Source organism: Paraburkholderia sp. JPY419 (genome assembly GCF_050435705.1).
Lineage (GTDB): Bacteria > Pseudomonadota > Gammaproteobacteria > Burkholderiales > Burkholderiaceae > Paraburkholderia > Paraburkholderia youngii.
The window spans coordinates 669,976-683,684 of sequence record NZ_JBNDKV010000004.1 but is presented as its reverse complement, the minus strand read 5'-3'; the positions used below and the strand labels follow the sequence as shown (position 1 = coordinate 683,684).

Sequence of the window (13,709 nt, the reverse complement as noted above, 5' to 3'; positions counted from 1 at the left end):
AAGGACCCACGATGAGCCGCTATTCGATATTCAGCCTGCTGCGCAACGGGATGTCGTACCACGAGAACTGGGAGCGGCAATGGCGCAGCCCCGAGCCTAAACGTGAGTACGACGTCGTGATCGTCGGCGGTGGCGGGCATGGTCTCGCGACCGCGTACTACCTCGCGAAGGAACACGGCGTGCGCAACGTCGCGGTGCTCGAGAAGGGCTGGATCGGCGGCGGCAATACCGCGCGCAATACGACGATCGTGCGCTCGAACTATCTGTGGGACGAATCCGCCGGGCTCTACGAGAAGGCGATGAAGCTGTGGGAAGGACTCTCGCAGGATCTGAACTACAACGTGATGTTCAGCCAGCGCGGCGTGATGAATCTCGCGCATACGCTGCAGGACGTGCGCGACACCGAACGCCGCGTCAACGCGAACCGGCTGAACGGCGTCGACGCCGAATTCCTCACGCCCGCGCAGATCAAGGAACTCGAACCGACCATCAATCTGAACAGCCGCTATCCGGTGCTCGGCGCATCGATCCAGCGGCGCGGCGGCGTGGCCCGACACGATGCGGTGGCCTGGGGCTTCGCGCGCGGCGCGGATCAGGCCGGCGTCGATATCGTGCAGAACTGCCAGGTGGTCGGCATTCGCCGTAACGGCAGCCAGGTGACGGGCGTCGATACGACCAAGGGCTTCATCAAGGCGAAGAAGGTCGCGGTGGTCACGGCCGGCAACACGTCGACGCTCGCGGACATGGCCGGCGTGCGCTTGCCGCTCGAAAGCCATCCGTTGCAGGCGCTGGTGTCGGAGCCGATCAAGCCGGTGGTCAACACGGTCGTGATGTCGAACGCGGTCCACGCGTACATCAGCCAGTCCGACAAGGGCGATCTGGTGATCGGCGCGGGCGTCGATCAGTACACCGGGTTTGGGCAGCGCGGCAGCTTCCACATCATCGAGGGCACGCTCGAGGCGATCGTCGAAATGTTCCCGGTATTTTCCCGCGTGCGGATGAACCGGCAGTGGGGCGGCATCGTCGATGTGTCGCCGGACGCGTGCCCAATCATCAGCAAGACCGATGTGAAGGGGCTGTACTTCAACTGCGGCTGGGGGACGGGCGGCTTCAAGGCGACGCCCGGTTCGGGATGGGTCTTTGCGCACACGATCGCGAAGGACGAACCGCATCCGTTGAACGCGCCGTTTTCGCTGGACCGGTTCTATACCGGTCATCTGATCGATGAGCACGGCGCTGCCGCCGTGGCCCACTAGTCGACGAGGAGACACAGATGTTGCTGATCGAATGCCCGTGGTGCGGTCCCCGCGCCGAAACCGAATTCTCCTGCGGCGGCGAGGCGGACATCGCCCGCCCGCTCGACACCGAATCGCTGACCGACAAGGAATGGGGCGATTACCTGTTCATGCGCAAGAACCCGCGCGGCGTGCATCGCGAGCAATGGTTCCACACGCAGGGCTGCCGCCGCTGGTTCAAGGCGCAGCGCGACACCGTCAGCTATGCGTTCCAGGGTTATCAGACGTTCGAGCGTCCGTTGCTGGCGTTAGACAGTAGCGATGCACAGGCAGCCAACGCACAGGCAAAGGCACAAGAGGGCAAAGCATCATGAGCCAGAAAGACCGACTCCCAACCGGCGGCCGCATCAACCGCGCGATCGCGCTGAGCTTCACGTTCAACGGCGTCGAATACCAGGGCTATCAGGGCGATACGCTCGCGTCCGCATTGCTCGCCAACGGCATGCACTTCGTCGCGCGCAGCTGGAAATATCATCGGCCGCGCGGCATCGTGACCGCGGGCGTCGAGGAGCCGAATGCGGTCGTGCAACTGGAGACCGGCGCCTACACGGTGCCCAATGCGCGGGCCACCGAGGTCGAGCTGTACCAGGGGCTCGTCGCGAGCAGCGTGAACGCGAAGCCGAGCATCGAGAAGGACCGCATGGCGATCAATCAGAAGATCGCGCGCTTCATTCCGGCGGGCTTCTACTACAAGACCTTCATGTGGCCGCGCAAACTGTGGCCGAAGTACGAGGAAGCGATTCGCGACGCGGCCGGCCTCGGCACCGCGCCGAAACAGCGCGACGCGGACCGCTACGACAAGTGCTTCGCGCATTGCGACGTGCTGGTGGTCGGCGGCGGCCCGACCGGGCTCGCGGCCGCGCACGCGGCGGCGTTGTCCGGCGCGCGCGTGACGCTCGTCGACGATCAGCCGGAACTCGGCGGCTCGCTGCTGTCGTGTGCCGCGGAGATCGACGGCAAGCCCGCGCTGCAGTGGGTGCAGAAAATCGAAGACGAATTGCGGCAGTTGCCCGACGTGAAGATCCTGAGCCGCAGCACCGCGTTCGGCTATCAGGACCACAATCTCGTCACGGTCACGCAGCGCCTGACCGATCATCTGCCCGTGTCGCAACGCAAGGGCACGCGCGAACTGCTGTGGAAGATCCGCGCGAAACGCGTGATTCTCGCGACCGGCGCGCATGAACGGCCGATCGTGTTCGGCAATAACGATCTGCCTGGCGTGATGCTCGCGTCGGCGGTATCGACCTATCTGCATCGCTATGCGGTGCTGCCGGGTCGCAACGCGGTCGTGTTCACCAACAACGACGACGGCTATCAATGCGCGCTCGACCTGAAAGCGGCCGGCGCGCAGGTGAGCGTGATCGATCCGCGCGCCGGTGAATCGAAGGGCACGCTGCCCGCGCTCGCGCGCCGCCACGGCATCAAGGTGCTGAACGGCACGGTCGTCACGGCGGCGCATGGCAAGCTGCGCGTCGCGTCGGTGTCGCTCGCGTCGTATGCGAAAGGGCAGATCACGGCGCAACAGGGCCAACTGCCGTGCGATCTGCTCGCGATGTCGGGCGGCTGGAGCCCGGTGCTGCATCTGTTCGCGCAGTCGGGCGGCAAAGCCCATTGGCACGACGACAAGGCCTGCTTCGTGCCGGGCAAGGCGGTCCAGCCGGAGACCAGCGTCGGCGCCTGCGCGGGCGACTTCACGCTCGGCCAGGGCATCCGTTTCGCGGTCGATGCCGGCGTCGAAGCGGCGCGCGCGGCCGGGCACATCGTCGCGCGGCCCAAGCCGGTGCAGGTCGCCGAACTGAGCGAAACGAAGCTGGAGCCGCTGTGGCTCGTCGGCGGACGCGAGCTGGCCACGCGCGGGCCCAAGCAGTTCGTCGATTTCCAGAACGACGTCGCGGCGGCCGACATCTTCCTTGCCGCGCGCGAAGGCTTCGAATCCGTCGAACACGTGAAGCGCTACACCGCGATGGGCTTCGGCACCGACCAGGGCAAGCTCGGCAACATCAACGGCATGGCGATTCTCGCGCAGGCGCTCGGCAAGACCATTCCCGAGACCGGCACCACGACGTTCCGGCCGAACTACACGCCGGTCACGTTCGGCACGTTCGCCGGCCGCGAGCTGGGTGAATTGCTCGACCCGGTGCGCAAGACCGCGATCCATGAATGGCACGTCGAACATGGCGCGGCGTTCGAAGACGTCGGCAACTGGAAGCGGCCGTGGTTCTACCCGAAGAAGGGCGAGGACCTGCACGCGGCGGTTGCGCGGGAATCGCTCGCGGTGCGCACGAGCGTCGGCATTCTCGATGCGTCGACGCTCGGCAAGATCGACATTCAGGGCCCGGACTCCGCGAAGCTGCTGAACTGGGTGTACACGAACCCGTGGACCAAGCTCGAAGTCGGCAAATGCCGTTACGGCCTGATGCTCGACGAGAACGGCATGATTTTCGACGACGGCGTGACCGTGCGCCTCGCCGAGCAGCACTACATGATGACGACCACCACCGGCGGCGCGGCGCGCGTGCTCACTTGGCTCGAACGCTGGCTGCAAACCGAATGGCCCGACCTGCGCGTGCGGCTCGCGTCGGTCACTGATCACTGGGCGACGTTCGCGGTCGTCGGACCGCAGAGCCGCAAGGTGCTGCAAAAGGTTTGCGACGACATCGACTTCGCGAACGCGGCGTTCCCGTTCATGACATATTGTGAAGGCACGGTCGCGGGTGCGGCGGCGCGCGTGATGCGCATCAGCTTCTCGGGCGAACTCGCTTATGAAGTCAACGTGCCGGCCAACGTCGGACGCGCGGTATGGGAAGCGTTGATGGCCGCGGGCGAGGAGTTCAACATCACGCCGTACGGCACCGAGACGATGCACGTGCTGCGCGCGGAGAAGGGCTACATCATCGTCGGCCAGGACACGGACGGTTCGATGACGCCGCACGACCTCGGCATGGGCGGGCTCGTCGCGAAGTCGAAAGACTTTCTCGGCAAGCGCTCGCTCTCCCGCGCGGACACCGCGAAGGCGGGCCGCAAGCAACTGGTCGGGCTGCTATCGGAGGATGCGTCGTTCGTGATCCCCGAGGGCTCGCAGATCGTCGCTGGTCCGTTCCAGGGCGATACCGCGCCGATGCTGGGGCATGTCACGTCGAGCTATTACAGCCCGATTCTGCAGCGCTCGATCGCGATGGCGGTCGTCAAGGGCGGCCTCGACAAGATCGGCACGACGGTCACGATTCCGCTCGCGAGCGGCAAACAGATCGCGGCGAAAATCGCGAGTCCGGTGTTCTACGACAGCGAAGGAGCACGTCAACATGTGGAATGAAACAGGCGGAACGGTATCGATCGTGGACCGTACGGTCGGGCGGCAGAACGGCGCGTGGCAGGAGTCGCCGCTGGTCGGTGTGGACGGCCAGCTGAAACAGCATCAGGCCAACGCGACTGCCGCGTTCCGGCTCGGCGAGCGGCCGTTTCTCGAACTCGTCAACGTGCGCGGCGATACGCGCGACGCGGCGTTCATCCGTGCGGTGGAACAGGTGGTCGGCTGCAAGCCGCCGGAGAAGGCAAACACCGTCGCGCGCGGCAACGGCTACGACATGCTGTGGCTCGGCCCGGACGAATGGCTCGTGCGTTCGGAGGCCGCGCATGATGCGACGCGCGCGGCGCCGTTGCTGGCGTTGCTCGGCGCGTCGTTCGCGGGCGTGTTCGCCTCGGCGGTCGATGTCGGCAGCGGCTATACGGTGCTCGAAATCACTGGCACGCGGACGCGCGACGTGCTCGCGCGCGGCTGCCCGCTCGATCTGCATCCGAAACTATTCGGCGTGGGGCAGTGCGCGCAGAGCCATTATTTCAAGGCGTCGATCACGTTGCTGCCCACGGGCGCCGACAGTTTCGACATCGTCGTGCGCCGCAGCTTCGCGGATTACTTCGTCAGGATCATGCTCGACGCCGCCGAGCCGTTGATGTCCTGAGCGGGACACGATGGGCTTTGCCAATCGATGGCGGCCGGTGTGTGCGCGCCCCGGCCGCCGTTTTTTCCGTCTCTTCTTCCCCGTCTTCCGCCATGACGTCGACCCGGGTCGCCACCGCGCGTCTCACCGCGCGCGCGTGCGATGAGCACGATGCCAGTGCCGCGCTCGCGCTGCTCGATCAAAGCATCGCGCTGCGCCACCGCCGCATCGCGCTGATCCGTTATCTGCTCGCACGGCAACTCGGTGCGCCGCTCGAAGCGCGGCATCACGCGTACGTCGAAAAAGTCGCGGCCCGTCTGAGCGCAGAGGCGCTTGCGCGGATCGCCAGCGCCGCGCATGCGCGGCTGCGCACGTAGCGCCGAAACCTGGCGGCATGGCGGACGCGTCACGACGCCTCTGTTCCATCCCGACGACGCATTTCTTCTATGTGGCCGATTTATGTCGGCATCTACTGAGGACACAGTTTGCCCCATCCACGCGGAAGTCACCGCGTCAACCGCCGTATCCACGAGGGGATCACATGTCCACTGCTTTCCCGCTTCGCGCCAGCGCAGCCGCCCGGCTCGAACGCTTGCCGTTCTCCCGCTATCACCGAACCCTCTTCATCATCGTCGCGATCGCGTTCTTCTTCGATTCGGTCGACCTCGCCACGATGACCTTCGTGCTCGGTTCGATCAAGAACGAGTTCCATCTGTCGACCGCGACGACGGGGCTCGTCGCCAGTGCGAGTTTCTTCGGCATGGTGCTCGGCGCGGCCGTGGCGGGTCTGCTGGCGGATCGCTTCGGACGCCGGCCCGTATTTCAATGGAGCATGGTGCTGTGGGGGCTGGCGTCGTATCTGTGTTCGACCGCGCAGAGCGTCGATGTGCTGATCCTGTATCGCGTGCTGCTCGGCGTAGGCATGGGGATGGAGTTTCCGATCGCGCAGACCTTGCTGTCGGAGTTCGTGCCCGCCGCATCGCGCGGCCGCCTGATTGCGCTGATGGATGGTTTCTGGCCGCTCGGCTTCATCACGTCGGGCGTGGTGTCGTATTTCGTGCTGCCGAACTTCGGCTGGCGCAGCGAGTTCGCGCTGCTCGCGATTCCGGCGGTGTTCGTGCTGATCGTCCGCCGTGTGGTGCCCGAGTCGCCGCGTTGGCTCGAACATCGTGCCCGTCATGAGGAAGCCGATCGTATTCTCGCCGGCATCGAGGCCAAGGTGATGCGCTCGGCGAACGTGAGCCGATTGCCAGCACCGGTGATGCTCGCGGAACCCGCGGTGGCGAAGGGCACTGGCGCGTTACGCGAAATCTGGAGCCTGGCGTACCGGCGTCGTACGATCATGGTCTGGACGCTGTGGTTCTTCGCATTGCTCGGCTTTTATGGGCTGACGTCGTGGCTCGGCGCGTTGATGCAGCAGGCGGGCTTCGCGGTGACGAAGTCCGTGCTGTACACGGTGCTGATTTCCCTGGGCGGCGTGCCCGGCTTCATCTGCGCGGCGTGGCTCGTAGAGCGCTGGGGCCGCAAGCCGACCTGTATCGCGTCGCTCGCGGGCAGCGCGGTGATGGCGTACGTCTACGGGCAAACGGCGCTCCATGTGCAGACGCCGGGGCTGCTGATCTGTGCCGGACTCGCGATGCAGTTCTTCATGTTCTCGATGTGGGCGGTGCTGTACACGTACACCCCCGAGCTTTACGGCACCGGCGCGCGGGCGACCGGATCGGGCTTCGCGTCCGCGGTCGGCCGGGTCGGCTCGCTCATCGGTCCTTATGTCGTGGGCGTCGTGCTGCCGGTCTTCGGACAGGGCGGTGTGTTCTCGCTGGGCGCGATGTGCTTCGTGGTCGCCGCGGCGGCGGTGTGGATACTCGGGATCGAAACGCGTGGCATGGCGCTGGAAACACTCATGTCCGAAGCGGTCGAAGCCGATGCGCGCAGCGCGTTGACCGCTGTGCGGGAATGAAAGTCACGGGACGGAGCGCGCCGCACGCGACCGTACCCCGTCCCGTCGTACTCAATCCATCAATGCTCGCCGCCATCCAGCGCCGTGAGGATCTGATGCGCGGCGCTCACGCGCGCCTCGTTCGGGAAATTGCGGTTGGCGAGCAGCACGATGCCGATGCGCTTTTGCGGCACGAAGGCGACATACGCGCCGAAGCCATTGGTCGAACCGGTCTTGTTGATCCAGACATTCTGCTGCGGCTGCAGCGGTGGTTTGATTTCGGTCGCCGGCTTGGCGTCGAGGACCATTTCCGCCGAATTGCCGGCCAGCAAGGTCGGCAGCGCGACTGGATACGGGTACTGCTCCCAGATCAGATCCTGGGTCAACACGCCCGCCTGGAAATAGCCGGTATGCGTGTCCGTGATCGCACGCTGGAGCTGGCTGTCGAGCGGAAGCAGGTTCATGTTCGCCTGCACGTAACGCAGCATATCGGCGGCGGTCGACTTCACTCCATACGCTTCGGCGGAAAGCACACCGCCCGTCAGACGGACCGGCGCACCGTCTTTCGCATAGCCCTGCGCGTAGTCCGGCATTTTCGCCGCTGGGACGTCGATGTAAGTGCTCTTCATGCCGAGCGCCGGAAACATGCGTTGCTGCATCAGCGCGGTGAAGTCCTGCCCCATTGTCTTCGCGGTGATCAGGCCCAGCGTGCCGATGCCGGGATTCGAGTAGGTGCGGAACGTGCCGGGCGGATGAGCGGGCTGCCAGTCGTGCAAGTACTGCAGCAATTGCGCGTCGTTGTGGATGTCGTCCGGAACCTGGAGCGGCAGACCGCCGGGCGTGTGCGTGCCGAGGTTCAGCAGGCTCACTTTGCCGAACGGCCGGCCGCGCAGCGTCGGCAGATAGCGCTCCGTGCCGTCCGCCAACGACAGCTTGCCGTCGAGCTGCGCATACGACGCGAGCGTCGCCGTGAAGGTCTTGCTGACCGAGCCGAGTTCGAACAGCGTGTCGCGTGTGACCGGCTTGCCGGTTTGCGTCGATGCGACGCCGTAGTTGTACACGTAGGGCTTGCCGTCGTCGATCACGCCAACCGCCATGCCGGCGATATGGTACTTCGCCATCAGCGGCCGGATCGCCGCATCGACGGTGGCTTGGCGTTGCGCGGCGGCTGGCTCGGCCGCGTGACCGGCGGGTGAGATCGCGGACAGCGTGAACAGCGCGAACGTCGCGGTTGTTATCAGTTTGAGCGCTCGGGTCTTCATTGCAAACGGGTCCTCGGTCGGGGAGTGTGAGTCGGCGGATCGGCGATTCGGCTGAGGCAGCACTATCGGGCTTTTGCGAAACGCTGGCAAACGAGGATATGTTGCGCGGGGGTAAAGAAAAAGTTGTGGGCCGCAGCGCGAGCGATGCCGGCGTTGTCGGTTGTGGCCAAACGCGTGTCGGGTTCGGCACAGGTGCCGCTGCGAGCGGCCGCTACGCTGGTGGAACGGCGCGCCATGCAGCGTGCGGGCGCGCCGCTCACGAACATGGAGACGAGACAATGAGCAGCAATCGCGGCGTCGTGTATCTGGGGCAGGGCAAGGTCGAAGTGCAGTCGATCGACTATCCGAAGATGGTCGATCCACGCGGCCGTTCGATCGGCCATGGCGTAATCCTGAAGGTGGTGAGCACGAATATCTGCGGCTCCGATCAGCACATGGTGCGTGGCCGCACGACCGCCGAGGTCGGCCTCGTGCTCGGGCACGAGATTACCGGCGAAGTGATCGAGGTAGGGCGCGACGTCGAAACGCTGAGCGTCGGCGATCTGGTGTCGGTGCCGTTCAACGTGGCCTGCGGACGCTGCCCGACCTGCAAGGCACAGCATACCGGCGTGTGCCTGAACGTCAATCCGTCGCGCGCGGGCGGCGCGTATGGCTATGTCGACATGGGCGGATGGATTGGCGGCCAGGCCGAATACGTACTCGTGCCGTATGCAGACTTCAATCTGCTGAAATTCCCGGACCCGGCGCAGGCGATGGCGAAGATCCGCGACCTGACCTGCCTGTCCGACATTCTGCCGACCGGCTATCACGGCGCGGTGATGGCCGGCGTGAAGCCCGGCGCGACAGCCTATATCGCGGGCGCGGGACCGGTCGGCATGGCGGCGGCCGCGTCGGCGCGCCTGCTGGGGGCGGCCTGCACGATCGTCGGCGACATGAACGAGGCGCGCCTCGCGCACGCGCGCAAGATGGGCTTCCAGACCATCGATCTGTCGAAGGACGCGACGCTCGGCGAACAGATCGAGCAGATCCTCGGCAAGCCCGAAGTGGATTGCGCGGTGGACTGCGTCGGCTTCGAAGCGCACGGTCACGGCAGCAGCGGCTCACACGAGGAAGCCCCGGCCACGGTGCTCAATTCGCTGATGGAAATCACCCGCGCGGCCGGCGCGATCGGCATTCCCGGACTCTACGTGACCGACGATCCGGGCTCGGCCGACGCCGCCGCACGCAAGGGCAGTCTCAGTTTGCGTTTCGGCCTGGGCTGGGCCAAGTCGCATTCGTTCCACACCGGGCAGACGCCGGTCATGAAGTACAACCGCAATCTGATGCAGGCGATCCTGTGGGATCGTTTGCCGATCGCCGATATCGTCAACGTGACGGTGGTCTCGCTCGACGATGCGCCCGAGGGCTATCGGCAATTCGACGGCGGCGCGCCGAAGAAGTTTGTGATCGACCCGCATGGGCTTTTGAAGGCGGCTTGAGGTTCGCCAGCCGCCAGAGTGCCACCGAAGCGCTGGGTGGGCTGCCGGTCCACGCAGCGCGTCGTCTTACGCACGCGCTGAACGGGTACGCCGTTCAGCGCGTATCTTCATTGATCAAGCCGCCAGCACTGGCGCATTGGACAGCGAAGGCGCCTGGCTGCGGCGCTCGCGCGTCGGCGCGGTGCCGAACGCATCGCGATAGCTCTTCGAGAAGTGGCAGGCCGACTGGAAGCCGCACGCCATCGTGATGTGCATGATCGACATGTCGGTCTGCAATAGCAGCTCGCGTGCGCGCCGCAGGCGCAGCGTCAGGTAGTAATGCGTCGGTGTCATGCCCAGGTGCTCGCGGAACAGCCGCTGCAACTGCCGTTGCGACATGCCGGCGAGCCGCGCCAGTTCCTCGCGCGACAGCGGCTCCTCGATGTTGTTCTCCATCAGCGAGATCACTTCGAAGAGCGACTTGTTGGCCGAGCCGAGCCGCGCGACCAGCGGCATCTTCTGCTGCGCGCTGGTGTCGCGCACGTGCTCGACGATGAACTGCTCGGCGATCTGCGTGACGCGCGCGGTACCGACGCGTGGCGAAATCAGGTTCAGCATCATGTCGAGCGGCGCGACGCCGCCGGTGCAGGTCACCCGATCCCGATCGATCACGAACAGCTCTTTCAGAAAGCGCGTGTCGGGAAACTCCTCCTTCAGCGCCGACATGTTTTCCCAATGAATCGCGCACGCATAACCGGCCAGCAGACCGGCGCGCGCGAGCGCATAGGTGCCCGTGCACAGACTGCCCAGCATGCAGCCCATACGCGCGAAACGGCGCAGCGCGGACAGATGCTCGCCGGTAGTCGAGCGCTGCACGTCGATGCCGCCGACCACGAACACGATATCGGGTTGCCCGACGCATTCGACCGGACCCGTATCGACGGAAAGCCCGTTGCTCGCCATGACCGGCCCGCCGGCGGGACTCACGATCGACCAGCGGTAAAGCGTCTGGCCCGTCAGGTAGTTCGCCATGCGTAGCACTTCGATCGCGTTGGTGAACGCGATCATCGTGAAGTTGGGAACCGGCATGAATGCGAAATGCGACAACGATGCCGTGCGATCGGTGGACATGGGAACGGGGAATCCTGATTTGAATGTCGCGTCGCCGTGGGGCAGGCGACTATCTCAATTCTGAATATCAGGGCAACTACCGTGCCATCAGGCTAAACCCTTGGATGCTGCGCACAAAGCGTGATGGCTAAGCAATTGACTGATTAAATCGCTTCCACGCGGCACCAGAACGGCGCCGCGACGGCGGTACGGCGCACCCGAACGGCGCAGTAAGACTGCCTTGTAGTGCAGCCCCGCGCAGGCGGACTGCGCCGACTTGTCGAAAAAGGACGCGCATGGCGGAAAAGGCAAAGAACGCGTCTGAATTCGTAAATCGACGCGCGGGCCGACCGTCAAGAATAGATCCAAGGCAAAGCGGCGGCGCGATCCGCCGGCAACCCGCAACAGCCTCCCGTCAACGTTCTTACGGACCTTCCATGTCGAACCCGAATCCCTTCTTCGAAGACTCGCTGCCGGCGCGCGATCCGGCGGTGCGCGGCGCCATTCTGAAAGAGCTCGAGCGTCAGCAGTCGCAAGTCGAGCTGATCGCGTCGGAAAACATCGTGTCGCGCGCCGTACTCGACGCGCAGGGCTCGGTGCTGACCAACAAATACGCGGAAGGGTATCCGGGCAAGCGCTACTACGGCGGTTGCGAATACGTCGACGAGATCGAGACGCTCGCGCTCGATCGTATCAAGCGACTGTTCGACGCGAAGTTCGCCAACGTGCAGCCGCATTCCGGCGCGCAGGCGAACGGCGCGGTGATGCTCGCACTGACGAAGCCGGGCGATACGGTGCTCGGTATGTCGCTCGACGCGGGCGGGCATCTGACGCACGGCGCGAAGCCCGCGTTGTCGGGCAAGTGGTTCAACGCGGTGCAGTACGGCGTGCGGCGCGACACGATGCTGATCGACTACGAGCAGATCGAGGAACTGGCGCAACAGCATCAACCGACGCTGCTGATCGCAGGCTTCTCCGCCTATCCGCGCGCGCTCGACTTCGCACGGCTGCGCGCAATCGCCGACGGCGTCGGTGCGAAGCTGATGGTGGACATGGCGCATATCGCCGGTGTGATCGCGGCCGGCCGTCACGACAATCCGGTCCCGCATGCGCACGTGGTCACGTCGACCACCCACAAGACCTTGCGCGGTCCGCGCGGCGGTTTCGTGCTGACCAACGACGAAGAGATCGCGAAGAAGATCAACTCCGCCGTGTTCCCCGGCTTGCAGGGCGGCCCGCTGATGCACGTGATCGCCGGCAAGGCGGTCGCGTTCGGCGAGGCGCTGCAGCCGGGCTTCAACACCTATATCGACAGCGTACTCGCGAACGCGCGGGCGCTCGGCGACGTGCTGAAAGCGGGCGGCGTCGATCTCGTGACGGGCGGCACCGACAACCATCTGCTGCTGGTCGATTTGCGGCCGAAGGGGCTCAAGGGCAATCAGGTCGAACAGGCGCTGGAGCGCGCGGGCATCACCTGCAACAAGAACGGCATTCCGTTCGATACGGAGAAGCCGACGGTCACGTCCGGCATTCGTCTCGGCACGCCGGCGGGCACGACGCGCGGCTTCGGCGTCAGCGAGTTTCGCGAGGTCGGGCGTCTGATCGTCGAGGTGCTCGATGCGCTGCGCGCGTCCCCCGAAGCCGACGCCGCAACCGAACAACGTGTGCGCCGCGAGATTTTCGCGCTGTGCGAGCGCTTCCCCATTTACTGAGTACGCGTGGAGCAAACGATGAGTCAACTGCACGAGAACAGCATCATCATCGACGGGCTGAACATTTCGAAGTTCGAGCGCTCGGTGTTCGAGGACATGCGCAAGGGCGGCGTCACCGCCGTGAACTGCACGGTGTCGGTCTGGGAAAGCTTTCAGAAGACCGTCGACAACATCGCCGAAATGAAGCAGCAGATCCGCCAATACAGCGAGATCCTAACGCTGGTGCGCACCACCGAAGACATTTACCGCGCGAAGAAAGAGAACAAGACCGGCATCATCTTCGGCTTCCAGAACGCGCACGCGTTCGAGGACAACCTCGGCTATATCGAGGCGTTCAAGGACCTCGGCGTCAACGTGGTGCAGCTTTGCTACAACACGCAGAACCTCGTCGGCACCGGCTGCTACGAGCGCGACGGCGGTCTCTCGGGTTACGGGCGCGAAGTGATTCAGGAGATGAACCGCGTCGGCATCATGGTCGATCTGTCGCATGTGGGCGGCAAGACCTCGTCGGAGGCGATCGCGGCGTCGAAGAAACCGGTCTGCTATTCGCATTGCTGCCCGTCGGGGCTCAAGGAGCATCCGCGCAACAAGACCGACGAGCAGCTGAAGGAGATCGCCGATGCGGGCGGCTTCGTCGGCGTGACGATGTTCGCGCCGTTCCTGAAGCGCGGCCCCGATGCGACCGTCGAAGATTACCTCGAGGCGATCGAGTACGTGGTGAACGTGATCGGCGAGGACCACGTGGGAATCGGCACCGATTTCACACAGGGCTACAGCACCGAGTTCTTCGACTGGATCACGCACGACAAGGGCCGTTATCGCCAGTTGACGAACTTCGGCAAGGTCGTGAATCCCGCAGGCATTCGCACGATCGGCGAGTTTCCGAACCTCACCGCCGCGATGGAACGCGCCGGCTGGAGCGAGACGCGCATCCGCAAGATCATGGGCGAGAACTGGGTACGGGTGTTCGGCGAAGTCTGGAAGGTGTGAGCCTTC

General features: G+C 64.9%; 11 protein-coding genes. 9 read left to right on the top strand and 2 right to left on the bottom strand.

Going from position 1 to position 13,709, the window contains the following annotated elements; all coding sequences use genetic code 11:
• Positions 1-11 precede the first annotated feature (11 nt).
• From QFZ91_RS31655 to QFZ91_RS31630, 6 genes are all read left to right on the top strand, one after another.
• Positions 12-1,256, top strand: coding sequence for a sarcosine oxidase subunit beta family protein (locus QFZ91_RS31655; protein ID WP_013091654.1), 1,245 nt, complete (start codon positions 12-14; stop codon positions 1,254-1,256).
• A gap of 17 nt (positions 1,257-1,273) precedes the next feature.
• Positions 1,274-1,609, top strand: a complete 336-nt coding sequence (locus tag QFZ91_RS31650) for a sarcosine oxidase subunit delta (RefSeq protein WP_429569596.1) — start codon at positions 1,274-1,276, stop codon at positions 1,607-1,609.
• Complete coding sequence (locus tag QFZ91_RS31645; RefSeq protein ID WP_429569595.1) at positions 1,606-4,608, top strand: sarcosine oxidase subunit alpha family protein; 3,003 nt, start codon at positions 1,606-1,608, stop codon at positions 4,606-4,608. Before QFZ91_RS31650 ends, QFZ91_RS31645 begins: the two co-directional genes overlap by 4 nt.
• Positions 4,598-5,254, top strand: a complete 657-nt coding sequence (locus QFZ91_RS31640) for a sarcosine oxidase subunit gamma (protein ID WP_429569594.1) — start codon at positions 4,598-4,600, stop codon at positions 5,252-5,254. The genes QFZ91_RS31645 and QFZ91_RS31640 overlap by 11 nt, the downstream gene beginning before the upstream one ends.
• 92 nt (positions 5,255-5,346) lie before the next feature.
• Positions 5,347-5,610 (top strand): hypothetical protein, encoded by a 264-nt coding sequence (locus tag QFZ91_RS31635; RefSeq protein WP_018438003.1) that lies wholly within the window; start codon positions 5,347-5,349, stop codon positions 5,608-5,610.
• A gap of 164 nt (positions 5,611-5,774) precedes the next feature.
• Complete coding sequence (locus tag QFZ91_RS31630) at positions 5,775-7,193, top strand: MFS transporter (RefSeq protein WP_429569593.1); 1,419 nt, start codon at positions 5,775-5,777, stop codon at positions 7,191-7,193.
• A gap of 59 nt (positions 7,194-7,252) precedes the next feature.
• Here QFZ91_RS31630 and ampC read toward each other — a convergent pair whose 3' ends face one another.
• Complete coding sequence (gene ampC, locus QFZ91_RS31625) at positions 7,253-8,434, bottom strand: class C beta-lactamase (RefSeq protein ID WP_429569592.1); 1,182 nt, start codon at positions 8,432-8,434, stop codon at positions 7,253-7,255.
• A gap of 278 nt (positions 8,435-8,712) precedes the next feature.
• On the opposite strand from ampC, the gene fdhA reads away from it, so the two are divergent.
• Positions 8,713-9,912: a formaldehyde dehydrogenase, glutathione-independent gene (fdhA, locus tag QFZ91_RS31620; protein ID WP_176381424.1), complete on the top strand. Its 1,200-nt coding sequence runs from the start codon at positions 8,713-8,715 to the stop codon at positions 9,910-9,912.
• 114 nt (positions 9,913-10,026) lie between these two features.
• Here fdhA and QFZ91_RS31615 read toward each other — a convergent pair whose 3' ends face one another.
• Entirely contained in the window at positions 10,027-11,022 is a 996-nt protein-coding gene (locus QFZ91_RS31615) for a GlxA family transcriptional regulator (RefSeq protein WP_429569591.1), read from the bottom strand.
• A gap of 416 nt (positions 11,023-11,438) precedes the next feature.
• On the opposite strand from QFZ91_RS31615, the gene QFZ91_RS31610 reads away from it, so the two are divergent.
• Positions 11,439-12,713 carry a serine hydroxymethyltransferase gene (locus QFZ91_RS31610; protein ID WP_429569590.1) on the top strand — a complete coding sequence of 425 codons (1,275 nt, stop codon included), beginning with the start codon at positions 11,439-11,441 and terminating at the stop codon, positions 12,711-12,713.
• A gap of 18 nt (positions 12,714-12,731) precedes the next feature.
• On the top strand, positions 12,732-13,703 hold the full coding sequence (locus tag QFZ91_RS31605; protein WP_429569589.1) for a dipeptidase: 972 nt from the start codon (positions 12,732-12,734) through the stop codon (positions 13,701-13,703).
• The last annotated feature ends 6 nt before the right edge of the window (positions 13,704-13,709 follow it).

Bases quoted from the DNA above. Each gene is read 5' to 3' on its own strand.
- QFZ91_RS31655 (WP_013091654.1), top strand. From the start codon at position 12: ATGAGCCGCTATTCGATATTCAGCCTGCTGCGCAACGGGATGTCGTAC.
- QFZ91_RS31650 (WP_429569596.1), top strand. From the start codon at position 1,274: ATGTTGCTGATCGAATGCCCGTGGTGCGGTCCCCGCGCCGAAACCGAA.
- QFZ91_RS31645 (WP_429569595.1), top strand. From the start codon at position 1,606: ATGAGCCAGAAAGACCGACTCCCAACCGGCGGCCGCATCAACCGCGCG.
- QFZ91_RS31640 (WP_429569594.1), top strand. From the start codon at position 4,598: ATGTGGAATGAAACAGGCGGAACGGTATCGATCGTGGACCGTACGGTC.
- QFZ91_RS31635 (WP_018438003.1), top strand. From the start codon at position 5,347: ATGACGTCGACCCGGGTCGCCACCGCGCGTCTCACCGCGCGCGCGTGC.
- QFZ91_RS31630 (WP_429569593.1), top strand. From the start codon at position 5,775: ATGTCCACTGCTTTCCCGCTTCGCGCCAGCGCAGCCGCCCGGCTCGAA.
- ampC (WP_429569592.1), bottom strand. From the start codon at position 8,434: ATGAAGACCCGAGCGCTCAAACTGATAACAACCGCGACGTTCGCGCTG.
- fdhA (WP_176381424.1), top strand. From the start codon at position 8,713: ATGAGCAGCAATCGCGGCGTCGTGTATCTGGGGCAGGGCAAGGTCGAA.
- QFZ91_RS31615 (WP_429569591.1), bottom strand. From the start codon at position 11,022: ATGTCCACCGATCGCACGGCATCGTTGTCGCATTTCGCATTCATGCCG.
- QFZ91_RS31610 (WP_429569590.1), top strand. From the start codon at position 11,439: ATGTCGAACCCGAATCCCTTCTTCGAAGACTCGCTGCCGGCGCGCGAT.
- QFZ91_RS31605 (WP_429569589.1), top strand. From the start codon at position 12,732: ATGAGTCAACTGCACGAGAACAGCATCATCATCGACGGGCTGAACATT.